This window comes from Reyranella sp. (genome assembly GCF_965279625.1).
Taxonomy (GTDB): Bacteria; Pseudomonadota; Alphaproteobacteria; order Reyranellales; family Reyranellaceae; genus Reyranella.
In genome coordinates this window covers 901,135-923,485 of the sequence record NZ_OZ257251.1, presented here as the reverse complement: position 1 = coordinate 923,485, position 22,351 = coordinate 901,135, and the positions used below count along the sequence as shown (strand labels likewise).

Annotated in this window: 22 protein-coding genes; 12 read left to right on the top strand and 10 right to left on the bottom strand. The window is 67.6% G+C overall.

All coding sequences use genetic code 11. The features are described from left to right. Window positions 1-12: 12 nt before the first annotated feature. Window positions 13-3,006 (bottom strand): Rne/Rng family ribonuclease, encoded by a 2,994-nt coding sequence (locus ACQY78_RS04425; RefSeq protein ID WP_428683122.1) that lies wholly within the window; start codon window positions 3,004-3,006, stop codon window positions 13-15. 479 nt (window positions 3,007-3,485) lie between these two features. Here ACQY78_RS04425 and ACQY78_RS04420 point away from each other — a divergent pair, with 479 nt between their 5' ends. From ACQY78_RS04420 to ACQY78_RS04390, 7 genes are all read left to right on the top strand, one after another. Next, the gene (locus ACQY78_RS04420; RefSeq protein ID WP_428683120.1) at window positions 3,486-4,328 is read left to right on the top strand and encodes an N-acetylmuramoyl-L-alanine amidase family protein; all 843 of its coding nucleotides are present in this window, start codon (window positions 3,486-3,488) and stop codon (window positions 4,326-4,328) included. Between the two features lie 55 nt (window positions 4,329-4,383). Continuing rightward, the gene (locus ACQY78_RS04415) at window positions 4,384-6,840 is read left to right on the top strand and encodes a penicillin-binding protein 1A (protein WP_428683118.1); all 2,457 of its coding nucleotides are present in this window, start codon (window positions 4,384-4,386) and stop codon (window positions 6,838-6,840) included. Window positions 6,841-6,861: 21 nt separating this feature from the next. Next, a protein-coding gene (gene prfB / locus ACQY78_RS04410; protein ID WP_428683116.1) for a peptide chain release factor 2 occupies window positions 6,862-7,984 on the top strand; the annotation gives its coding sequence in 2 pieces (ribosomal slippage) (window positions 6,862-6,930 and window positions 6,932-7,984; 1,122 coding nt in all). Between the two features lie 16 nt (window positions 7,985-8,000). After that, window positions 8,001-8,210 (top strand): hypothetical protein, encoded by a 210-nt coding sequence (locus tag ACQY78_RS04405; protein ID WP_422036332.1) that lies wholly within the window; start codon window positions 8,001-8,003, stop codon window positions 8,208-8,210. Window positions 8,211-8,370: 160 nt separating this feature from the next. Beyond that, entirely contained in the window at window positions 8,371-9,342 is a 972-nt protein-coding gene (locus ACQY78_RS04400) for an NtaA/DmoA family FMN-dependent monooxygenase (RefSeq protein WP_428683114.1), read from the top strand. After that, on the top strand, window positions 9,281-9,652 hold the full coding sequence (locus tag ACQY78_RS04395; protein WP_428683112.1) for a hypothetical protein: 372 nt from the start codon (window positions 9,281-9,283) through the stop codon (window positions 9,650-9,652). The genes ACQY78_RS04400 and ACQY78_RS04395 overlap by 62 nt, the downstream gene beginning before the upstream one ends. Before the next feature lie 77 nt (window positions 9,653-9,729). Further along, window positions 9,730-10,887, top strand: coding sequence for an MFS transporter (locus tag ACQY78_RS04390; protein WP_428683110.1), 1,158 nt, complete (start codon window positions 9,730-9,732; stop codon window positions 10,885-10,887). On the opposite strand, the gene ACQY78_RS04385 is transcribed toward ACQY78_RS04390, so the two are convergent. Beyond that, on the bottom strand, window positions 10,871-11,551 hold the full coding sequence (locus ACQY78_RS04385) for a hypothetical protein (RefSeq protein WP_428683108.1): 681 nt from the start codon (window positions 11,549-11,551) through the stop codon (window positions 10,871-10,873). The two genes, ACQY78_RS04390 and ACQY78_RS04385, sit on opposite strands and share 17 nt — an antisense overlap. A gap of 49 nt (window positions 11,552-11,600) precedes the next feature. On the opposite strand from ACQY78_RS04385, the gene ACQY78_RS04380 reads away from it, so the two are divergent. From ACQY78_RS04380 to ACQY78_RS04365, 4 genes are all read left to right on the top strand, one after another. Continuing rightward, window positions 11,601-11,810, top strand: a complete 210-nt coding sequence (locus ACQY78_RS04380) for a KTSC domain-containing protein (RefSeq protein ID WP_428683106.1) — start codon at window positions 11,601-11,603, stop codon at window positions 11,808-11,810. An 89-nt stretch (window positions 11,811-11,899) separates the two neighbouring features. Then, complete coding sequence (locus ACQY78_RS04375) at window positions 11,900-12,859, top strand: hypothetical protein (RefSeq protein WP_428683104.1); 960 nt, start codon at window positions 11,900-11,902, stop codon at window positions 12,857-12,859. Beyond that, window positions 12,859-13,131 carry a hypothetical protein gene (locus tag ACQY78_RS04370; protein WP_428683102.1) on the top strand — a complete coding sequence of 91 codons (273 nt, stop codon included), beginning with the start codon at window positions 12,859-12,861 and terminating at the stop codon, window positions 13,129-13,131. Before ACQY78_RS04375 ends, ACQY78_RS04370 begins: the two co-directional genes overlap by 1 nt. Then, on the top strand, window positions 13,128-13,844 hold the full coding sequence (locus ACQY78_RS04365; protein ID WP_428683100.1) for a DUF7168 domain-containing protein: 717 nt from the start codon (window positions 13,128-13,130) through the stop codon (window positions 13,842-13,844). The genes ACQY78_RS04370 and ACQY78_RS04365 overlap by 4 nt, the downstream gene beginning before the upstream one ends. Window positions 13,845-13,855: 11 nt before the next feature. Here the strand turns inward: ACQY78_RS04365 and ACQY78_RS04360 are convergent, their stop codons facing one another. The 6 genes from ACQY78_RS04360 to ACQY78_RS04335 form a co-directional block, all read right to left on the bottom strand. Next, the gene (locus ACQY78_RS04360) at window positions 13,856-14,572 is read right to left on the bottom strand and encodes an ABC transporter ATP-binding protein (protein WP_422013276.1); all 717 of its coding nucleotides are present in this window, start codon (window positions 14,570-14,572) and stop codon (window positions 13,856-13,858) included. A gap of 3 nt (window positions 14,573-14,575) precedes the next feature. Continuing rightward, window positions 14,576-15,334 (bottom strand): ABC transporter ATP-binding protein, encoded by a 759-nt coding sequence (locus tag ACQY78_RS04355; RefSeq protein ID WP_428683097.1) that lies wholly within the window; start codon window positions 15,332-15,334, stop codon window positions 14,576-14,578. Then, window positions 15,327-16,280 carry a branched-chain amino acid ABC transporter permease gene (locus ACQY78_RS04350; protein ID WP_428683095.1) on the bottom strand — a complete coding sequence of 318 codons (954 nt, stop codon included), beginning with the start codon at window positions 16,278-16,280 and terminating at the stop codon, window positions 15,327-15,329. Before ACQY78_RS04350 ends, ACQY78_RS04355 begins: the two co-directional genes overlap by 8 nt. Before the next feature lie 4 nt (window positions 16,281-16,284). Then, complete coding sequence (locus ACQY78_RS04345; protein ID WP_298304755.1) at window positions 16,285-17,172, bottom strand: branched-chain amino acid ABC transporter permease; 888 nt, start codon at window positions 17,170-17,172, stop codon at window positions 16,285-16,287. 69 nt (window positions 17,173-17,241) lie between these two features. Next, on the bottom strand, window positions 17,242-18,378 hold the full coding sequence (locus ACQY78_RS04340) for an ABC transporter substrate-binding protein (protein WP_428683093.1): 1,137 nt from the start codon (window positions 18,376-18,378) through the stop codon (window positions 17,242-17,244). Window positions 18,379-18,425: 47 nt separating this feature from the next. Beyond that, window positions 18,426-19,670, bottom strand: coding sequence for an acyl-CoA dehydrogenase family protein (locus ACQY78_RS04335; RefSeq protein WP_428683091.1), 1,245 nt, complete (start codon window positions 19,668-19,670; stop codon window positions 18,426-18,428). A gap of 155 nt (window positions 19,671-19,825) precedes the next feature. Between ACQY78_RS04335 and ACQY78_RS04330 the strand changes: the two genes are divergently transcribed. Beyond that, window positions 19,826-20,272: a VOC family protein gene (locus ACQY78_RS04330; RefSeq protein ID WP_428683089.1), complete on the top strand. Its 447-nt coding sequence runs from the start codon at window positions 19,826-19,828 to the stop codon at window positions 20,270-20,272. Window positions 20,273-20,420: 148 nt separating this feature from the next. Here ACQY78_RS04330 and ACQY78_RS04325 read toward each other — a convergent pair whose 3' ends face one another. Beyond that, window positions 20,421-21,353, bottom strand: coding sequence for an IS110 family transposase (locus ACQY78_RS04325; RefSeq protein ID WP_428676352.1), 933 nt, complete (start codon window positions 21,351-21,353; stop codon window positions 20,421-20,423). Window positions 21,354-21,574: 221 nt separating this feature from the next. Next, on the bottom strand, window positions 21,575-22,267 hold the full coding sequence (locus ACQY78_RS04320; RefSeq protein ID WP_428683087.1) for a TetR/AcrR family transcriptional regulator: 693 nt from the start codon (window positions 22,265-22,267) through the stop codon (window positions 21,575-21,577). Window positions 22,268-22,351: the final 84 nt, after the last annotated feature.

The following is a 22,351-nucleotide window of genomic DNA, read 5'->3' as shown; positions in this document are numbered from 1 at the left end:
TGTGCGCCGTTCCTAGCGGCGCCACCAGCCGCGCTTGGGCTTCTCCGGCGGCGCGTCGATCACCGGGACCGGCGGCGGAGCCGGCGCGGGAGCTGGTTCCGGTTCTGGGATGGCGATCGGCTGCGGCGCCGAGGCGACCACAGGTTCGGGCTCCGGCGCAAGCGGCGGAGCCGCTTCCACGTTCACCGGTGGGCCGGGATCGTAGGGCGCGCGTTCCACCGGCATGTGCTCGACCGGCATGCCTTCCATCGGCGCCAGCGGCGCGGGTTCCGGCTCGTGGCTGGCGGTCGTCTCGCCCATGTCGTGGCCGTTCTCGGCACGTCCTTCATCCTGGGACTCGGCATCGCTACCGGCCTCCTGGCCTTCGCCCGGCATCGGCTCGCCTTCGCCGTTCTCGCGGCGCCGGCGGCGGCCACCACGGCGGCCGCGGCGGCGGCGGCTGCCGTTTGCGCCTTGATCGCCATTGCGCTCGCCGTCGGGACGCTCACCCTCGGCGCTGCCCTCGTCAGTGTGTACGCCATCGGCATCGCCGTTGGGCGCATTGTCCTCGGCGTCATAGTCGTCGGCGCCGTTGTCGCGTGGCTCGTGAGCGCGCGCCTCCTCGCCCTCGCGGGCCTCGCCCGCAGCCAGCGGGAGAGAGGAGCTCTCGCCGTCTTCATTGCCGCCGCTGCTCGTCCCGTTGCTGCCCGTGCCGCTGCCACCACCACGGCGACGACGGCGGCTCCGGCTGCGACTGCGGCTGCGAGGCCGGCCTTCGCCATCCTCACCACCGCTCCGCTCTTCTTCGCGTTCGCCGCGCTCTTCACCTTCACGCGCTTCGACGACATCGGCCTCGCGGTCCGTTGCCTCGTCGTCGGACGCTTCCTCGTAGGTGGCGCGCGCCAGTTCGGGGGCCGGCCGGTCGGCGCTGCGATGATCGTCGCGGCGCGAACGCACGCGCTCGATCTCGCAATCGGCGGCATGCAGCTCGTCGTCGGCCTCGATGATCACCGTGAAGCCGTAACGGTGCTCGATCTCCGACAGCGAATGGCGCTTCTGGTTGAGCAGGTAGAGCGCGACGTTGGGCGGCACGCTGACGGCGATCTCGCTGGACCGGCGGCGCACGCCTTCCTCCTCGATCGCGCGCAGCGCGTGGAGCGCGGCGGACTCGAGCGAGCGGATGCGGCCGCTGCCGGCGCAGTGCGGGCAAACCTCCGTCGAGTGCTCCAGCAGGCTGGGGCGCAGCCGCTGGCGCGACATCTCGAGCAGGCCGAACGCCGAGATGCGTCCGATCTGGATGCGTGCGCGATCGGAGCGCATCGAATCCTTCACCTTGTGCTCGACCTGGCGCTGGTGGCGCGTCTCCTCCATGTCGATGAAGTCGATCACGATCAGGCCGGCGAGATCGCGCAGGCGGACCTGGCGGGCGATTTCCTCGGCCGCCTCGAGGTTGGTGCGAAGCGCCGTCTCCTCGATGTTCCGTTCCTTGGTCGAACGGCCCGAGTTGACGTCGATGGCGACCAGCGCCTCGGTCGGATTGATGACGATGTAGCCACCGGAGCGAAGCTGGACCGTCGGCGAATGCATCGCGTCGAACTGGGCTTCCACCTGGTAGCGGTGGAAGAGGGGGATCGGCTCCCGGTAGAGTTCGACCTTGTTGGCCTGATGCGGCACGAGCTGGCGCATGAACTCGGCGGCGCCCTGGAAGCCCGCCTCGCCCTCGACGAGGACCTGCGCGATGTCGGTGTCGTAAATGTCGCGCAGCGACCGCTTGATCAGATCGCCTTCCTCGTAGATCAGCGCCGGCGCCGTCGAGCGCATCGTGATCTCGCGGATCGAATCCCAGAGGCGCGAGAGGTATTCGTAGTCGCGCTTGATATCGATGTTGGAGCGCTCGAGGCCCGCAGTGCGCAGGATCACGCCCATGCCCTGCGGCACGTCGAGGTCGCTCAGGATCTCCTTCATCCGCTTGCGATCGGACGGATTGGAGATCTTGCGCGAAATGCCGCCGCCACGACCGGCGTTGGGCATCAGGACGCAGTAGCGGCCGGCCAGCGACAGGTAGGTGGTGAGGGCGGCGCCCTTGTTGCCGCGCTCTTCCTTGACGACCTGCACCAGCAGGATCTGCCGGCGCTTGATGACTTCCTGGATCTTGTACTGGCGGATCGGGTTGCGGCGGCGGCGCTCGCGCGTCTCGCGCTCCTCGACCACCACCTCGTCGCCACCCAGCGTCTCGACTGTGGTGTCGGGCTGCGGCGCCTCAGCAGGGTCGGTCGCTTCGGACGGTGAGGCCTCGCCGTTTTGCTCGGCCGGCAGCTCGGATGCCGGCTCGGCGCCTTCGGCGGCCGCGGCCGTCTCGCCGTCGGCCGCAAGTTCGGTCACCGATTCCAGGGGCGGAGCTTCGGCGGTATCGACATGAACCGGGCCGTCGAGACGCTCCACGGGGATTTCCGCGGTCTGGGTCTGCGGCTCGGCCTCGTGGACCGGTGCTTCCTCTGCCGCGGCGGTTTCGGACGGAGCTGCCTCGGGGGCCGGTGCCTCAGCCGCGACTGCTTCCGTCTCGGGGGCGGAGGCGGCTTCGGCGGCGGGCTCGCTCTCCGGCGCCTCGCTCGTCGTTTCACTGCCAAGCGGCTGCTCGCTGACGGACGCCGCCTCGAGGGCGTCGGCGCGGGCTTCCTCGATGTCGGTGCGATCGATACGGTTGCTGCGGCGCGGTTCGTCTTCCTCTGCCTCGTCGTGCAGGCGATGCTGCTCGGCGATCAGCCGTTCGCGGTCGGCGACGGGGATCTGGTAGTAGTCGGGATGGATTTCCGAGAAGGCCAGAAAGCCGTGTCGGTTGCCGCCATATTCGACGAAGGCCGCCTGGAGCGACGGCTCTATGCGAATGACCTTCGCGAGGTAGATGTTGCCCTTGAGGGGCTTGCGGCTCGCGGTTTCGAAGTCGAATTCTTCAAGTCTCGTTCCATCGACCACAACGACCCGGGTTTCTTCGGGGTGAGTTGCATCGATGAGCATACGCCTTGCCATGGGCTCGCTCCGAGGCGTCCGATCCCAACCGGTGCGAGCGACCGGCGGCCATGCCGCCTCCGTCGTGCGAGGGGAGCGCCGCGTCATCGACCCGTCGAACGGCCAACTCCGGCCAAGACGGGGAAGCTTCGCGCCGCCGGACCACGACAGGGTCCTGCCAACCTCGAGTTTCCTGATAGCCACCGCCTGCCTGACAGTCTCTCCGCAGACCGGCCGCGCCCCCATTGTCTTTGCAAGGGCGCGAGCCCAGCCTGGCTCGGAAACTGCCGTCGGAGCGCGACCCTAAGGCGCGCTACGAACGACGGCGACTGCTCGCGAACGCAACATACGGGGTTGCAAACGGGCCGACAATCAAAAGATTGTGTCTCTTGAATTGGTCCGTTTAAGTTATTGAAACAATTTGATATTATGTGGCCTCTTCTGGTATTGCTTTAACAATATTCGAATTATTTTCATCCCTTTCTTCATTGGCGTTTGCCATGTCCGACTTCCGTCGTCGCCATCTGCTCGCCGTTCTGGCCGGCGTGAGCGTGCTTGGAATGGGCTCGCGGGGCGCCCTGGCCGCTCCCTCGAAGAGGCGTCCCAAGTCGGTCGGGAAGCCGACGCCGCCTGTTCCTATGGACAAGCCGAAGCTGGTTTTCCTCGATCCGGGGCATGGCGGCCGCGATCCTGGCGCCCTGGGCAGTCGCGGCACGCAGGAGAAGAGCGTGGTCCTCGCCATCGCGCGGGATCTGCAGCGCGAGCTGCTCGCCGGTAACCGCTATAGGGTCCTGCTTTCGCGGAATACCGACAACTATGTGGCGTTGCGCGAGCGTGTCGCGCGGGCCCAGGCAGCCAAGGCCGATCTGTTCCTGTCGCTCCACGCCGATGCCCATAGCGACCACGATGTACGCGGCGCCTCGGTCTACACGCTCTCGGAGGAGGCCACCGACCGCGAGGCGGCGGCATTGGCCGCCCGCGAGAACCGTGCCGGCGCCGTGGTTTCCGGCATGAGGTTGTCGGACCAGCCGGACAATGTCGCGCAAACCCTCGTGGCCATGAGCCAGCGCGGGACGGTCAACGATTCGCGGCGGCTGGCCGACACGGTCGTCGCCACTTTCGCCCGCAACGGCGTGCGCCTGCTGCCGCGCACGCACAGGCAGGCCGGCTTTGCCGTGTTGACGTCGCCCGACATTCCGGCGGCGCTGGTCGAGTTGGGATATCTCTCCAATTCGCAGGACGAAAAACTGTTGACCGTGCGCCAGCATCAGATGGCGCTGGCGCGGGCGCTTCGTGCCTCCGTGGATGCCTATTTTGGGGTTGGCGCCACAAGAAAGGCATAAGTCTTGGCCATTCTGCGACATTGAAGGCCCTTTGGGCGCCGCGTAGAAAGTGACCGTGCTCAACTTCATCAAGATCTGTCTGGCTTTCGCCACCGCCGCCCTCATCGTCGGCACCGGCACCGTCGCAGGCCTGTTCTGGCATTTCAGCCATGGGCTGCCCGACCACAAGCAGCTCGCCGATTACCAGCCGGCGACCCTGACCAGGCTTTATGCTGCTGACGGCAAGCTCCTGGCCGAGTATGCGCGCGAGAAGCGCATCTTCGTGCCCGTCGCGGCCATGCCCAAGCGCGTGCTCGAAGCCTTTGTCGCCGCCGAGGACCAGCGCTTCTTCACCCATCCCGGCATCGATTTCATCGGCGTCGTTCGCGCCATGGTCGCCAATGTCGCCAATCCCGGCAAACGGCCGGAGGGCGCCTCGGGTCTCACGCAGCAGGTCGCCAAGAACTTCCTGCTCACCAACCAGGCGACGCTCTCGCGCAAGATCCGGGAGGCCATCCTCGCTTTCCGCATCGAGGAGACCTACTCCAAGGAGCGCATCCTCGAGCTCTATCTGAACGAGATCTATCTGGGCTCCGGTAATTACGGCGTGGCCCAGGCTGCGCTCAATTACTTCGACCGGTCGCTCGACGAATTGTCGCTGTCGGAGATCGCCTATCTCGCGGCCCTTCCGAAGGCGCCGAACCGCTACAATATCGTGCGCAACGAGAAGGAAGCCTACGCCCGCCGCGACTATGTCCTCCACCGCATGGCCGAGGACGGCTACATCACGGCTGCCGAGGCGCAGGCCGCCCGGGCCGAGAAGCTGCAATATCGCCGCCGCGGCACGACCGAGGTCGCACAGGCCGACTTCTTCGCCGAGGAAGTACGCCGCAACCTGATGGCAGCCTATGGCGAGAAGGGCCTCTACGAGGGCGGCCTCACCGTCAGCACGACGCTCGATCCCGCCATCCAGGCGACCGCCGACAATGCGCTGCGCGACGGGCTGATCGCCTATGACCGCCGGCACGGCTGGCGCGGACCCTACGCCAAGATCCCCGATATGAGCGTCTGGGAAGAGGAGTTCGGTCGCATCGTCCAGCGACGGCCATTGGCCGGCCCGCCGTCCTGGCAGCTCGCCATCGTCAGCAAGGTCGACGCGCAGTCGGTCCAGCTCGTCGGACTTCCGGACGGCGGCGAGGGCACCGTGCCGTTCGCCGAGATGACCTGGGCCCGGCCGACCCTGCAGAGCCAGACGCTGGGCGCCGCGCCGCGCGGCCCGCGCGACGTCGTCTCCGTGGGCGACGTTATCGTCGTCGAGAAGGTGGAGAAGCCGGCAGGGGCCGGTGCCAAGCCCTATCCGCCCAAGACCTATGCGCTGCGTCAGGTGCCCAACGTCGAGGGCGGTGTCGTCGTGATGGACACCCAGGCCGGCCGCGTGCTGGCCCTGTCGGGTGGCTGGTCCTACGGGCGCAGCCAGTTCAATCGCGCTGTCCAGGCTGCCCGCCAGCCGGGTTCGGCCTTCAAGCCGTTCGTGTACCTCGCGGCGATGGACGCGGGCTTCACGCCGGCCTCGATCGTGCTCGATGCCCCGTTCGTCTACGACCCGGGCTACGGCCAGCCGCTGTGGACGCCGAAGAACTATGGCGGCGACATGCTGGGGCCGACGACCGTTCGCCGCGGTCTCGAACTGTCGCGCAACCTGATGACGGTGCGCATGGCCCAGCAGGTCGGCATGAAGCGCGTGGTCGACGTCGCCAAGGAGTTCGGCGTCACCGATCACATGGGCGCCTACCTGCCGATGGCGCTGGGCGCCGGCGAAACGACGCTGCTCCGCATGACCATGGCCTACGCGATGCTGGCCAACGGCGCGCTGGAGATCACGCCTTCGCTGGTCGATCGCGTGCAGGACCGCAACGGCAAGACGGTCTATCGCCACGAGCCTCGCACCTGCCGTGGGTGCGGCGAGACGGAGGGAAGAAACACGCCCGCAGCGCCGGAACTGGTCGATTCGCGCAAGCCCTTCCACGATCCGGCGTCGGTCTATCAGGTCGTCAGCATGATGCAGGGCGTGACGACCCGCGGCACCGCCGGTCGTCTGGCCGCGCTCGGCCGTCCGATCGCCGGCAAGACCGGTACGACGAACGACGCGCACGACAACTGGTTTCTGGGCTCGACGCCGGACATCACCATCGGCGTCTATATCGGCTTCGACGAGCCGCGCACGCTGGGCTCGCAGGAGACCGGCGGCGGCAATGCCGTGCCGATCTACGAGGCGATCGCCAAGGAGATCTTCAAGGGCAAGCCGCCCACGCCGTTCCGCGTGCCGCCGGGCCTGCGCATGGTGCGCTTCAGCTACGAGGGCGGGACGATCGACGAGGTCTTCAAGCCGGGCACCGAGCCGGGTTCGGAAGGCTATATGGTCACACCGCTTGACGGATCGGCCCCTTATTCCGCTATAGACCCCACGCAGGGCCCGCAGCAGGCGGGCAGCCCCCGGCGTCCGGGTCTCTCGGGCACCGGCGAGACGTATTAGTCAGTTCGAAACGGATCCGTAATGCGCGCCGAAGCCCAAGCGATGGTGAACGAGATCGAGGAGTCGCTCGAACTCCTCAGGAGGCGTCTTTGACTACGACCGTGCGGTCGTACGTCTCGATGAGTTGAACGCGCGCGCCGAGGATCCGGCGCTGTGGAACGATCCGAAGGAAGCCGAGAAGGTGATGCGCGAGCGCACCAAGCTCGAAGCAGCAATCGGTGCGATCAAGCGCCTGCGCGCGGCCGTCGACGACAATGTCGGTCTGATCGAGATGGCCGAGGCCGAGAAGGACGAGGCCACCATTGCCGAGTGCGAGAAGGCGTTGCGCGAGGCCACGGGTGAAGCCAAGGCGGCGCGTCTCGAGACGCTTCTCTCCGGCGAGGCCGATGCCAACAACGCCTATATCGAGATCAATGCGGGTGCCGGCGGCACCGAGGCGCAGGACTGGGCCGAGATGCTGGCCCGCATGTACACGCGCTGGGCCGAGCGCCGCGGCTACAAGGTGAGCTGGCTCGAGGAGAGCGCGGGCGAAGAGGCCGGCATCAAATCGTGCGCCTACAAGGTCGAGGGTCCCAACGCCTATGGCTGGCTGAAGACCGAGAGCGGCGTGCACCGGCTGGTACGCATCTCGCCGTTCGACGGCAATGCGCGGCGCCAGACCTCGTTCGCCTCGGTCTGGGTCTATCCCGAGGTCGACGACAATATCGAGATCGAGCTGGTCGACAAGGACCTGAGGGTCGACACCTATCGCGCCTCGGGCGCGGGCGGCCAGCACGTCAACAAGACCGACTCGGCGGTGCGCATCACCCATCTGCCGACCGGCATCGCCGTGGCCGTGCAGCAGGAACGGTCGCAGCACCAGAATCGCGCCAAGGCGATCCAGATGCTGAAGGCGCGCCTCTATGAGGTCGAGCTGCAGAAGCGCGAGGCCGAGCGGCTGGAAGCCGAAGCCAGCAAGACCGACATCGGCTGGGGTCACCAGATCCGCTCCTACGTGCTGCAGCCCTACCAGATGGTGAAGGACCTGCGCACCAACGTGGAGCGGTCGGACCCGCAGAAGGTGCTCGACGGCGATCTCGACGAGTTCATGGCCGCCTCGCTCGCCGCCCGTGTGGGCGAGGGCACGGACAAGGAAGCCGCGTAAAGAGCAGGAGCCGAGTATGCCGGGTATGTGGTTCGTGTTCGAAGCCGAGTATGAGATCGAGGACCGCCGCGCCAACTGGAACAAGCCGGTGCCGGAGACGATTGCCTGGCACGGGCCCTACGCGACGGAGAAGGAAGCCGATGACGTGGCTCTCGCCCGCATGTGGTCCAAGATCGACCTCTACGCTCACAAGGCGCGCACCGTCGACATGACGGTCAAGGTCTGAGGCTTCATCGGAGCGCGCCACTCCAGTGGCGCTCATAATCTTGCCAGGTCGAGGAAGCTCGAGCGCAACTGGAGTTGCGCGCTCCAGTTCTATCTCACTGCGTCGAACCTAGCTGGTCCGTCGATTGCATCTCCGCCGGGATAGAAGGCGGAGGAAATTCTTGGCGGCGTCGCGGTTCCATCTCGGTTGGTTTCTCGGCAACAGTTTCGGCGTGCACGGCTGGAACCAGCCCTGGTCGGGCGTCGACGCGCGCGACTGGGCGCAGCCCGATCTGCATATTGAACTGGCCAAGGCGCTGGAGCGCGCCTGTTTCGACTGCCTGCTGCTCGAGGACTCGGTCTTCGTCCCGGACAACTACGGCGGCTCGATGGATTTCTATCTCAGGCGGGCCCTGCGGGCGCCGAAGAACGATCCGCTGCCGCTGGTCCCGCTGATCGCGCAGGCGACGACGCATCTCGGCATCGTGCCGACGATTTCGACCAGCTTCTATCCGCCGTTCCTCCTGGCGCGCCTGATCGCGACGCTCGACCTGATGTCCAAGGGCCGGGTCGGCTGCAACTTCGTGACCTCGACCGCCGAGCGCGCGGCGCAGAATTTCGGCCTGGACGCGCATCTCGAACACGACCTGCGCTACGAAATGGCCGACGAGTTCGTCGAGCTGGCGACGAAGCTCTGGTCGTCGTGGGACGACGACGCCGTCGTGATGGACGAGAAGAGCGGCACCTTCGTCGATCCCGCCAAGGTGCATGCCATCGATTTCAAAGGACGGTTCTTCTCCTCGCGCGGGCCGCTCAACACGGCGCAGCCGCCGCAGGGCCGGCCGGTGCTGGTTCAGGCCGGCGGCTCGCCGCAGGGCAAGGCCTTCGCTGCCCGGCACATGGATATCGTGATCGCGGCGCTCGGTGCGCGACGACATGCGACAGCGTCTCGTGGCACTGGGCCGAGATCCCGACAGCTGCAAGGTGCTGTTCGTTGTTGCCCCGACCCTGGGCGAGACCGACGAGGAGGCGCAGGAGCGCGTGCGACGCCGGCAGGCCCAGCGCGAGGCCGCGCCCGAAGTGACGCTCGCGATGATGGGCAGCCTGACCGACATCGACTTCTCGACCTTCGATCTCGATGCACCGCTGGCTGAGCTCACGACCAACGGGCAGCAGGGCACCTTGAAGCGCTTCCTCGCACAGGGCCGCACCCTGCGCGAGGTGGCGAGCAACTACAGCTTCGGCTTCGAGCATCCGGTGGTCGGCACGGTCCGGCACGTCGCCGACGTGATGGAAGAGGCGATGGAGCAGGTGGGCGGCGACGGCTTCATGTTCAGCGGCCCGCTCAGCCGTCGTTACGTCTCGGAGATTACGGACGGGCTGGTGCCGGAGCTGCAGCGGCGCGGCCTGGTTCGCACAGCGTACGCGCACGCGCATTTCCGCGACAATCTGTTTGCATTCTGAAGGCGGGGCGGCACTCTCGATCGAAGCATCGCCGGAGCCGCCTCATCGCCAGTCCTCTCTACGTCGCGCTCGGCGCAATGACGGTGCAGCAGACCTTCGCCACCCTGGGCCGGTCGACGGTGCCGCTGATCGCGGCAGCCATCGTGGTCGATCTCGGCATCGAGGCGGCCCTGGTCGGCGTCTATCTGGCGATCGGCTCGGTGGCGGCCTTCCTCACGACCCTGGGCTGTGGCGGCTTCATCCTGCGTTATGGTGCGGTGCGCATGACGCAGGTCGGCATGGCGGCCCTGGGCATCGGCCTCGCCGTCACGACGTTGGGCTGGCTGCCGTTCTTCGCGGCGGGAGCCTTCATCGGCGGGTTGGGGCAGGCGGTCTCCACGCCTTCGAGTTCGCATCTGCTGGGGCGGTTGGCGCCCCGGAACCTGGCGCCGCTGGTCTTCTCGATCAAGCAGTGCGGCGTGCCGGTCGGGCTGATGCTGGCCGGTGTCGTGGCGCCGGCGCTGGTGGTCGAAGCCGGCTGGCGGGTGGCGCTGCTCGTCATCGCGCTGATCTCGTTGCTCATCGTGCTGGCCCTGCAGCCGCTGCGCGCGGGCTTCGACGTCGACCGCAATCCCGCCCAGCCGCTTTCGCCCGCCGACATACGGGCCAACGTCGTCGGCGTCCTGCGCGACCCGGCGCTGCGCATCCTGTGCGTCGCGATGTTCAGCTTCGTCGGCCTGCAGTCGCTCTTCACCGGCTTCTTCGTCCTCTATCTGGTGCGCGGCCTGGGTTACGACCTCGAGCGGGCGGGACAGGTCTTCGCCATCGCCATCGCCGTGGCGGTGCCGGCCCGCATCGGCTGGGGCTGGCTGGCCTCGCGGTTCGTGCCGCCCGCGACGCTGCTCGCCTTCCTGGGCATCGGCATGGCAGGTGCTGCCGTGCTGACGGCGTCGATCGATCCCGACTGGCCCACCTGGGCGGCGGCCTTGATCGCCACCGCCTTGAGCGTCACCGGCGTTAGCTGGCACGGCGTGTTGCTGGCCGAGGTGGCGCGTCTGTCGCCGGTCGGCCGGATCGGCGCGACCACGGGCGCCGTGCTGGCGTTCGGCGATGCCGGCGCGCTGGTCCTGCCGCTGCTGTTCAGCGCGGCCCTGTCGCTGACCGGAGGCTACGCCACCGGCTTCCTCATCGGCGCAACGCTCGCCTTCGGCGTGGGCCTGTTCGGCCTGTGGCGCCGGGTCAGCCAGCCGCGCTAGGCGCGACCACGGAGAACTGGCGGGCAAACCAGTCGGCGTACCATCGCATCGCCCACGGGATCGGGAGGATGAACACACACATCAGGATCAGCAGCAGCGCGTGACCGAGGATCGCCGGCCCCGTCGCGGTGAAGGTGAAGCCCGCGGTGCCGCTGATGTTGCGGCAGATCCACTGCATCATGGCCTTGAGGACCCAGGCCCAGCCGATGATGGTGAGGAGGGAGACGATGAGCAGGATGTGCCAGCCGAGCCAGGCCAGCGCCTCGCCGTTGAAGGAGATGCTGAGCCGGCCGTCCTCGGTGCGCACGCTGGCGCAGAACCAGCGCACGACCGGGACGGTGAGCAGGATGGTCGCCAATGTCACAGCGCCGCTCACGCCGGCATGCTGGACATTGTGCAGCCATCCCAGCGCGGCAAGCCCGATCAGGATGTACCAGATGTCGCCCGGCTGGCCCGCGAAGCGAAGGCGTCTCCCGTCGGGGAGAGATACATGTTCGCACAGGAACCGGTATAAGCCCGTGGCGGTCCACGGCGCCGGGACGACCAGCACCTGGCCGACGACGTACAGCAGCCCCCGACCGAACAGGCCCCAGACGGGAAAGGCGGGACGCAGGGGACCCGTCGGCGAGATGCTCGGCCGGCTTCCCTCGGACTCTAAACTCATGGCTCCCTCCTTTGCCGCATCCGATGATGGTGCCGGGCGTTATCCGATCATGCCCTCGACTGTCATCCGCTCCTACCACTACGACCGGCGGCGGCGGGAGCTCGACGTCGTTTTCCAGTCGCGCCGCCGCTACACCTACCAGGGCGTGCCGCAGGAAACCTACGACGCGATGAAGGCGGCCTTCTCCAAGGGCGAGTTCTTCAACCGGCACATCCGCGATCACTTTCCGTTTGAGCGCACCGGCGAAGAGCACTCCTGAAAGACTGCCGAGGACTGAATGAGCCGGGTCGGCGCCTGTCAGGCCTGCCCTGCGGTCTCTATACTGCGACAGGTCCAGGAGGGCAGGCCATGAACGAGCCGGGTGTGAAACAGTACGACCGCAGCGCCGAGGACGTGGGCAACGTCGTGGCGCTGGAGCACGTCAATCTCGGGATTGCCGACCAGGGATTGGCCACCGTCTTCTACATGAGCGGCCTCGGCCTGACGCGCGATCCCTACATGATGACCAGCATCGACAATATGTGGGTCAATGTCGGGCGCAGTCAGTTCCACCTGCCGACGATGGCCCGGGCGCAACGCCTGCGCGGACGGATCGGTCTCGTGATCCCCGACCGCGAATCGCTGCTGCAGCGGCTCGGCCGGGTGAAGGGCCTGCTGGGCGACACGCGGTTCGCCTTCGTCGAGCACGAGGACCATGTCGAGACGACCTGTCCCTGGGGCAACCGCATCGTCTGTCACGATCCGTCGTCGCGCTTCGACGGCATGGCGCTTGGGATGGCCTATGTCGAGTTCGACGTGCCGCACGGGGCGGCCGAGGGAATCGCCGGCTTCTACCGCGAGGTCTTCTCGACGGGCGCGCGCGTGGAGAAGGCGGGTGCCGGATTGGCCGCGCACGTCTCGGTCGGCATCGGGCAGGAGCTGATCTTCCGCGAGAGCGATGCCGCGCCCGAGGCCTATGACGGGCATCACATCCAGGTCTATGTCGCCAATTTCTCCGGCCCCTATTGCGGGCTGGTGAAACGCGGCCTGCTGACCGAGGAGAGCAACCAGCACCAGTACCGCTTCCAGCACATCGCCGATCCGGTCACCGGCAGGGCGCTGTTCGAGATCGAGCACGAGGTTCGCAGCCTGCGTCATCCGATGCATGCGCGGCCCCTGGTCAACCGCAACCCGCTGCAGACCAATCGCGCCTACGTGCCCGGCCGCGACGGCTGGGTGCCCGAGCCGACGGCCCCCGACATGGACGATCCGAGGGTCGAGATGCGCCGCCAGCGCTTCGAGGCAGCCGCGCGGCGGGTGGCCGGCTGATGCCCGGACTCATCGGACGGATTCTGGGGTTCGGCCTGCTCGGTCTGGTCGTGACGCCGATCGTGGTGGCGATCACGGTCCTGACCCTCGCGCATCTGTTCGATCCGCGCTGTGGGACGCCCGGGGATTCGGGCGGATGTGAAATGGGGGCGGCGTCGATCGGCCTCTTCTCGGCGCTGCCGGGCCTGGCGATCGGGGTTGCCTTCGCCCTGTACCGGCAATTCCGCAGCAAGCGCTCGACGCCGCCCTCGCCACCGGTCGTGCGGCCGTGACGACGGTGGACGCTTCGGCTTTCGACAAGCTCCGGGGCCGCATCCAGGCGTTGCGCGCCAAGACGATCGACAATGGCTGCACCGAGGGCGAGGCGCTGGCGGCGGCGGCCAAGGTGGCCGAGCTGCTCGACCGCTACGAGCTCTCGCTGAGCGACGTCGAGATCCGCGAGACGCAGTGCGAGGAGCGGGTCTACGAGACCCATCTGAAGAAGCGCATCCCGATCGACGAATGCATCGGCGCCATCGCCGCCTTCTGCGATTGCCGCGTCTGGCGCGAGAAGAACGCGTCCGGCGAGGCGCGCTACGTCTTCTTCGGCCTGCCCGCCGATGTCGAGGTGGCGCACTACCTGACCGAGTTGATCGATGGCGCGGTCCGGGCCGAGCTCGGCCGTTACAAGGTCTCGGCGGACTACAAGCGCTTCCGCCACCAGGAGCGGCATCTCGCGAACGCGTCCTTCACCCTGGGCATGTGCGCCTCCATCGCCGACCGGCTGGTGGCGATGAAGGCGGAGCGTGACAGGGTGATCCAGAGCAGCGGCCGCGGGCTGGTCGTGCTGAAGGCCGCGGTGGTCGAGAGCGAACTGGCAAAGCTCGGTCTGAAACTGCGCACCGTCGAGGCCGGACCGGGGCGCTTCATCTCACCCGATGCCTACGATGCCGGCGGCGTCGCGGGCGGCGCCGTGCCGCTCAACCCGGCGATCCGCCGGAGGTAGCGGCGGCCGCGTCAGCCGAGATAGGCCTTCACCAGCCGCTCGTCGGTGAGGAAGGACTGCCATTCGCCGGGACCGATCTCGTGGACGATGCTGCCGACCGACATGACATAGGCGCGGTCGGTGATCTCCGAGGCGATGCCGACATTCTGTTCGATCAACAGCAGGCCCATGCCGCGCTCACGCAGCGCCTTGATGACCAGCAGGATGTCCTTCACGACCTTGGGCGCGAGGCCTGTCGAGGGCTCGTCCATGATCAGCAGGTCGGGCTGCAGCAGCAGCGCGCGGGCGATCGCCACCATCTGCTGCTGGCCACCGCTCAACAGCTCGACGGGCGAGGCCATGCGTTCCTTCACGACGGGGAACAGGTCCGTCACCTCGTCCCAGGAGAAGCGCAGGTCGGCGCCGCGCACCTTGCGGCCGACCGTCTCGGCCAGGATCAGGTTCTCGCGCACCGACAGTTCGCCGAACAGGCGGCGGTTCTCCAGCACCACGGCCAGCCCATGTTTGGCGAGGTCATGTGCGGGCGTCGCGGTGATGTCGGTGCCGTTCTTGACGATGCGGCCGCCACGGGCGCGCAACAGGCCGCAGACGGTGCGGACGAGGGTGGTCTTGCCCGCGCCGTTGGCGCCGACCAGGGCCACGGCCTCGCCGTCGCCGACCGTGAGCGAGACGTCGCGCAGGACGGTGAGGGCGCCGTAGCCGGCGGAGACGGAGGTCACTTCCAGCACGGCTCAGACCCCGAGATAGACTTCGCGGACCCGCGGGTCGCGCTGGATGGCGGCCATGTCGCCGCTGGCGATGATCTCGCCGAAATAGAGCGTGTGCACGGTGCGGGCGACGGTCATCAGGCCCATGTCGTGCGACACCAGCAGGATGGTGATGCCTTCCTGGTTCAGCCGAACGATCCAGTCGCGCAGATCGTCGATCTCCTGGACGTTGAGGCCCGAGGAGGGCTCGTCGAGCAGCAGCAGGCGCGGCTCGCCGGCCACGGCGCGGGCGATCTCGAGGATGCGCCGCTGGCCCGCGGTCAGGCTGGCGGCCGGCAGGTCGCGCAAAGCCGTCAGCTGGAAGCGCTCGCAGGCCGCCTCGGCGCGCTCGCGGATCTCGCGCATCTGGCCGCGCGCGGCCGGGGTGCGCAGCAGGTCCTGCAGCATGGTGGTGCGCGTCAGCTTGGTGCAGCCGACCATGACGTTCTCCAGCACGGTCATCTGCTCGAAGACCTGCGGCGTCTGGAAGGTGCGGACGAGCCCGGTGAGCCCGCGCTGCTGGATCGTGTCGCGCCCCAGCACGGCGCCACGATAGGTGACGGTGCCGGACAGCGGGCGGATGTAGCCGGTCACGATGTTGAACAGCGTCGTCTTACCCGAGCCGTTCGGTCCGATCAGGCCGATGATGCCGCCTCCGGGCACGTCGAAGGTGACGGAACGCAGCACGGAGAGGCCGCCGAACGAATGGCCGACCTCATTGAGGGCGAGGAGGGGCTCAGCCATTGTTGCTTCCCTTGCGGGCGAGCCGGGTCCGCAGCTTCGCGAAGGCGCCGACCAGCCCCTCGGGCATGAGGACGACGACGGCGACCAGCGCCAGGCCGAACAGGATCTGGTGGATGTCGCCCAGCTTGCTCAGCAGTTCGGGCAGGAAGGTGACGAACAGTGCGCCGACGACGATGCCGGGGATCGAGGTCGCGCCGCCGATCACCGGGATCAGCAGGAAGCTGATCGAACGGTCGACGGTGAAGCTCTGCGTGCTGACGAACGAGGCGTGGTGGGCAAAGAGGCTGCCGGCCAGGCTGCCGAACAGGGCGCAGACGACGAACACCTTGGTGCGCAGCGCCTGGAGATCGATCGAGAGGGCGGCTGCCGCGGTGCTGGAATCGCGCATCGCCCGCAGCATCAGGCCGGTGCGGCTGTCGACCAGGTTGCGCGCCACCGCCATGCAGGCGAAGGCCACGATCCAGACGAAGAAGTAGTAGCGCGAGGGCCGGTCGAGCAGGAAGCCGAACAGGTCGAGCTTGGGGATGCCGCCGATGCCCAGGGTCCCGCCGGTCAGCCAGTCCCATTCGAAGAACAGCGCGCTGGCGATGGCGCTAAGGGCCAGCGTGCCCAGCGCGAGGAAGTAGCCGGTGAGGCGCAGGATCGGGCGGCCGATGACATAGGCCAGAGCCATGCTGATGGCGGCGCCGGCGAGGAAGCCGACGACGCTGGGCAGGCCCATCATGACCGTGCAGTAGGCGCTGGCATAGGCGCCGAGCCCGTAGAAGGTCGCCTGCGCCAGGTTGACGATGCCGCAATGGCCGAGCAGCAGGCCGATGCCGAGGCCGGCCACCGTATAGATGCCGGTGAACACCAGCAGGTCGGCCATGTAGCGCGGCACGACGAAGGGCAGCACGGCCCAGACCACGAGGCCGACGGCCAGCCAGAGGAGGGTGCGCGGGGCCATGGGCTCAGCCTCCCCGCCGGCCGGCGCGGCCGAGGATGCCCTGCGGCATCAGGATCATGATGATGATGAGCACGGAGAAGGCGACGACGTCCTTGTAGCTCGACGAGATGCCGATGATGGCCAGCGACTCGACCAGACCCAGCGTGAGGCCGCCCACGGCGGCGCCCAGCGGATTGGTGAGCCCGCCCAGCACGGCGGCGGCGAAGCCCTTGAGGGTGAGATTGAGGCCGAGCTGGTAGTCGACGCCGATCAGCGGCGTTACCAGGATGCCGCCGAGGGCGCCCAGCAGGCCGCCCAGCACGAAGGTGAAGGTTCGCATGCGCGCGACGTTGATGCCGGTGGTGGCCGCGCCGTCGGCGTCGATCGAGGCCGCCATCATCGACAGGCCGATCGTGGTGCGGTGGTAGAAGGCGCGCAACGCCAGGGTGGCGCCGATGCCGATGGCGATCAGCCACAGCGCGTGGAACTGGATGACGGCGTCGAGGATGATCAGCACGCCCTCGCCGCCGAGCGGCGGCAGCAGGTGGCCGTCGCGGCCGATGAAGAACAGCACGCTGGCCGACAGGGTGAGAGCGAGGCCGATGGTCAGCAGCAGGAAGCTGTCCTCGCTCGCATTCTTCTTGGCCATGTAGCGCACGAACGCGACCTCGATGAAGGCGCCGACCAGGGCGCCGGCAACCGCGCCGCCGGCGATGGCGGCGGCATAGGGCCAACCCGTCTTGGTCAGCAGCAGCACGGTCGTCATGGCACCGATCACGGCGAATTCGCCCTGCATGGCATTGATGACGCGGCTGCCCTTGAAGATGGCAGAGAGGCCCATGCCGACGAGCGCGTAGACGATACCGTTCGTCACGCCCGCGAACAGGGCCTGCAGGACCAGGCTCAGGGTCATGGAATAATGCTTCCGCGCGAAAGAAGGCGCGGCGCAGGACCCGCGAGGGGACCTGCGCCGCCGGGACCGCTACTGGGCGACGCGGAAGGGCGTGCGCGTGTACTTGCCGCCGACCAGCTTCGAGAAGACGAAGCTCGAGATCGGAATGCCGGTCATGTCGTCGGCCGAGAAGTCGTAGTTGGCCAGCACGCCGGTGTAGGGCGCCTTCATGGCGTCGCACAGCTTCTCGCCGGTGGCGTCGGCGCCGGCCTTGTTGAGGGCCGCGGCGATGATGTGGGCCGCATCCCAGGCCGCCGCCTCGTAGTTCTTCGGCGTCGAGTTGTAGGTCTTCTTGTAGAGCTCCACGAAATCCTTCTGGTGCGGCAGCGGATCCTCGCCGACCACGAACTCGGGGATGACGATGTTGTCGGCGGCCGGTCCCATCGCGTTCACGTATTCGTAGGACGAGGAACCGATCGCGGCGACCACCGGCTGGGCGATCTGGATCTGCTTGACGTTGCGGAACGGCGTCGCCGAGGTGGCGATGATGAACACCGCGTCGGGCTGCGCCGCCTTCACCTTGGCCGCCTGGGTGGTGGTGTCGGTTGCGCCGATCTCGAACTTCTCGACCGCGACCAGCTTCACGCCGTACTTGTCGGCGAGCGGCTTCAGCTCGGCCATCACGACGTTGCCGTAGCCCGCGTCATGCAGCACGCCGACCTTGGTCGCCTTGATGCTCTTGGCGTATTCGAGCAGCGCGGTGGCGTTGAGGCGCTGCGGCGGCAGGACGTGCGCCACGCACTTGCGCTCGCGCTCGACCGCCGGGCCGATGCCGGTGAAGGCGATCTGCGGGATCTTGTTGGCGTGGGTCACGCCGCCGACCGCGACGGTGCTGGCGGTGAGGGAGGGGCCGAGCAGCGCCTGGACCTTCTGCCCGAAAATCAGGTCGTTGGCCTTGCTGAGCGCGGTGTCGGGATTGGACGCGTCGTCCTCGACGATGATCTTGATCGGACGGCCCTTGATGCCGCCCTTGGCGTTGATGTCCTTCTCGGCCAGCAGCAGGCCGTTGCGCTCGGGCACGCCGAGGCCGGCGCCGGCGCCGGTGACGGAAACGATCGCGCCGATCTTGACGGGCTCGCCCGAGGTCTGCGCCTGGACAGTGAGAGCCGACAGGCCGACCAGCGCCGTGGCGCCGGCCAGTTTCGCGATGAACGATGACACTGACATTCTTATTTCCTCCCAGTCGTTGAGCTTCTTAATGGCCGCCGCTCTGGTCAGAGCAGCGGCGGTGGCCCGGCCATGCCGAGTGCGTGTTGTCCGAACAATGCACCCTGAACGTCGGTCGAGAACATGATGTGCGCATTGGCTGCGTGCGCATCGCGGAACAGACGTTGCACCGGGCCGGCGAGGTGGAGGCCGCCCGATCCGGCGATGCCCATCAGGATGTCGACGGCCTCGAGGCACAGCCGGGCGGAGAAGAAGGCGTCGCGCCGGTAGCGCAGCTTGTCTTCGTGGGCGGCGTCGGCGCCGGAGCGCGCCACCGCCATCGCATGCTCGCAGGCGCGGCGCATCAGCATCTCGGCCGTATCGATGCGGACGCTCGCCTCGGCGACCTTGATCTGGACGGGCTGGCTGGCACCCACCGGCTGGCCGGTCGTGGTCGCGTTGCGCTTGCGGGCCGTGCCCACCACCGTTTCGTAGGCGCCGCGCGCGCAGCCCAGCATCACGCCCGACAGGACGTAGGGGCCGAGGGCCAGCATGGGCAGGCGGAACAGCGGCGAGGGATTGACCGTCGAGCCGGCATGCGCCTTGCCGTTCATCGTCCAGGCCGAGATGGTGCGAAGGTCGGGAACGAAGAGGTTCTTTATCTCGACGTCGTTCGAGCCGGTGCCGGAGAGACCTACGGCATGCCAGGTGTCGATGATCTCGTACTGCGAGCGGTGGACCAGGGCAAAGCGCTGGTCGACGGGCGGGCCGTCGTCGCGCTCGCGCACCATGAAGCCCAGCATGTTCCAGTCGGAATTGTCGACGCCGGAGGAAAGCGGCCAGCGGCCCGAGACCTCGTAGCCGCCCTCGACCTTGCGGCCGCGGCCGGCCGGGAAGATGAGCGAGGTGGCGATCAGCACGTCGGGCGAGGCGTCCCAGATCTCGTCCTGCGCCTCGGGATGGAAGTAGCCCAGCATCCAGTGATGGCTGGAGAGGTTGCCGAGGTTCCACGCGGTCGACGGGCACACGCGCGCGATCTCCGCGCAGGTCTCGACCAGGATGCCGACATCGAGGTCGGCGCCGCCGACCCGCGCCGGCTGGACCATGCGGAAGAGGCCGGTGCGGTGAAGGTCGCGCTCGGTGTCGTCGGGCAGGCGGCGCAGCTTCTCGCAGGTCTCGGCGCGGGCCGCGATCGCCGGCACCAGCGCACGGGCGCGGTCGAGCATCTCTGCGTAGGTGACGCCGGTGAACGAAACCGGCGTGTTGGGCAACGTCGCCGACGGTGTCCAGTCGGCGGCCCGCTTGGTCCGCATATCGAATTCCTCCCGGCGCCGTGGCGCTTGTTCTTGTCGCAACGATGCTTGCGTCGCGCGTTCAGGTCAAGCGACCTAATTTGTTGGTCGATTGACCATGTCGCGCGCGATCACGATACTTCGCGTCAATCAGACAGCGCTCGGGAGGAGCAGAGATGGCGATCAAGGTGCTCGAACTTCATCATCAGGGCGTGCGGATCGACGCCGACGACAAGACGATCGAAGACCTCAAGAGTTTCTACAAGGGCGTGCTCGGCCTGGAGCATGACACGGGTCGGCCGGAGATCCCGGGCATTCCCGGCATGTGGATCAACATCGGCGACGTCGGGCAGATCCACCTGATCGGCGGCGACCTGCCGTCGCGCTTCGCGCAAGGGCCGGGCAAGGACCCGACGGTGCCGCACGTGGCGCTGGCCGTCGAGAACATCGTCGAGACCAAGGCCGAACTCGACCGGCTCGGTGCGGACTACTGGTCGCTCAAGGGCGCGACGGGCCCCGACGCCGAGCAGCTCTTCCTCAACGATCCGTGCGGCAACATGGTGGAACTCCACCAGTTCGACAAATGCCGCTGCCGCCTGAAGAGCCGCGTGAAGACGGCCTAGCTTTTCGGCTCGGAATTGCCCCGCGTCACCTCATCCTGAGGAGCGCCGCGAAGCGGCGCGTCTCGAAGGATGGGCAACAGGCAAGGTGCGCGTTCCCGCCCTTCGAGACGCGGTCCTGCGGACCGCTCCTCAGCGACTGTGTCTGAGGTCAAGCGTTTTGCCATGGTGTCCTGTCTCTGAGGATGGCGTTGAGGATGACAAGAAGTTTGCGGGCGACGGCGATGGTGGCGACCATCTTGGTCTTACCGGCGGCGATGAGGCGCTCGTAGAAGGTTTTCAAGGGTGGGTTCCAGCGCTTGGCGACTTGGGCGCCAATGAAGAGGGCCGTTCGGACCACCGCCCGTCCGCCCCCGATGCGGGCCTTGCCCTTCCAGAGACCGGACTGGCGTGTGTAGGGAGCCAGGCCGGCAAGCGCTGCAATTTTTTTATGATCGAGCCGCCCCAACTCGGGCAGTTCGGCCAGCAAGGTCCTGGCGATGATCGAGCCAATGCCTGGCACCGATGCCAGCAGGTCTTCCTTCTCCCGCCACAGCGGTGAACCGCGCACGGCGCCATCGATGTCATGGTCGATAGTGCCGAGTTCGCGCTCAAGAGCCTTCAACAATCGCTCGATGCTCTTGCGCACGCGCGGCGGCTCGGTGCGATACAGGCGCTGACGTTCGGACGCAATCATCTCGACGATCTGGCGCCGGCGCGCCATCAGATCGGAAAGCAGGCGAGCGGCCCCATCGGGCAGCAGCCGGATCTGGGGCCGGGTGGCCTCGGCGAAGCGGGCGATGACCGACGCGTCGATCGGATCGGTCTTGGCACGCTGTCCCAGCGCCTGGGCAAAGGCCCGGACCTGTGCCGGATTGACGATCACCACAGGCATGCCGTGGTCCGAGAGGGTCGCGGCGACGAGGGTCTCGTAGCCGCCAGTGGCTTCGACCGCCACGAGGTCCACCGTGTCGCCCAGGCGGCGGCACAGCTCGACGAGGCCTGTTGCGTCGCGGGAAACCGCAAAGGCCTCCTGCGACGGCAGGACATGCACATCCAGTCGGTCCTTCGACACGTCGATGCCGACAATGCGACGGTGTTCCATGGCAACCCTTCCTTGCGAAAGCGAGCTCGCGATGCGGCCCACGCGACTGTTCGGGTTCGCTGGAACGACGGACGGGCGACCTTGCTGAGGAACGAGCTTCGACGCCCCGGGGTGAGTCGGTCTACCCGCCGCCACCGCGCCGGCTAGTCTAGCCGATCCGGCAGACGCCGACTTACAAGGGTGAGGTCGTGTTTGAGTTGCCGACTTGAGTCGGAAAGCCTCTAACGCCCGACCGGCGCGGCGAGTCCGGCGCAGACGAAGGGCACGATCTCGCGGATGGCGGTTTCCATGTCCGCGGGATCGCAGCGGCCCTGGGAGATCGCCTCCAGGCGGCCGGGCTGCAGCAGGGTCCAGACGTAGGCGCCCATCATGAAATAGTAGCGCCAGTAGAGCGTCTTCGCCGGGATCTTCGGCAAGGCGCGCCGGATGGCGTCGACGTAGAGCGCGTTGGTCTCGTCGTAGATGCCGGCCCGTACGAGGCTGGCGGTGTCGTCGGGATCGGTGAAGAGGCGGGCGTGCATCTGCATGGAGGCCCGGCGCCCGCCGGCCCGCGGCTCGGCCATCAGCAGGGGGCGGACCAGCGCATCGACCAGCACGGCGAGCGGGACGATCCCGCGCGGATAGCGAGCCTTGGCCTCCAGCAGGAGCTGGCGCCGCCGCTCGGTCACTTCCTTGCCGTGCCGCGCCACCACCGCCTCGAAGATCGCGCGCTTGGACTCGAAATAGTAGTGGAGCTGGCCGACGTTCACGCGGGCGCGGCTGGCAATGGCCCGCGTGGTCGCGCCGCCGTAGCCGACTCGCCCGAACAGTTCTTCCGCGACGTCGAGGATGCGTTCCGGCAGGTTGGGACGGCTGGCCTTGCTGCGCCGCGGCGCGGCGGCCTTCGGCTTCTTCGCGATTGTCTTTCTCGCCACGACACACCCTGCTCGAACTCGTCGGGATTCTCATAAGGGGAAGCGGCGTGGTTTTCCATGGCGGCTGCCGAACCGTGTCGCCGC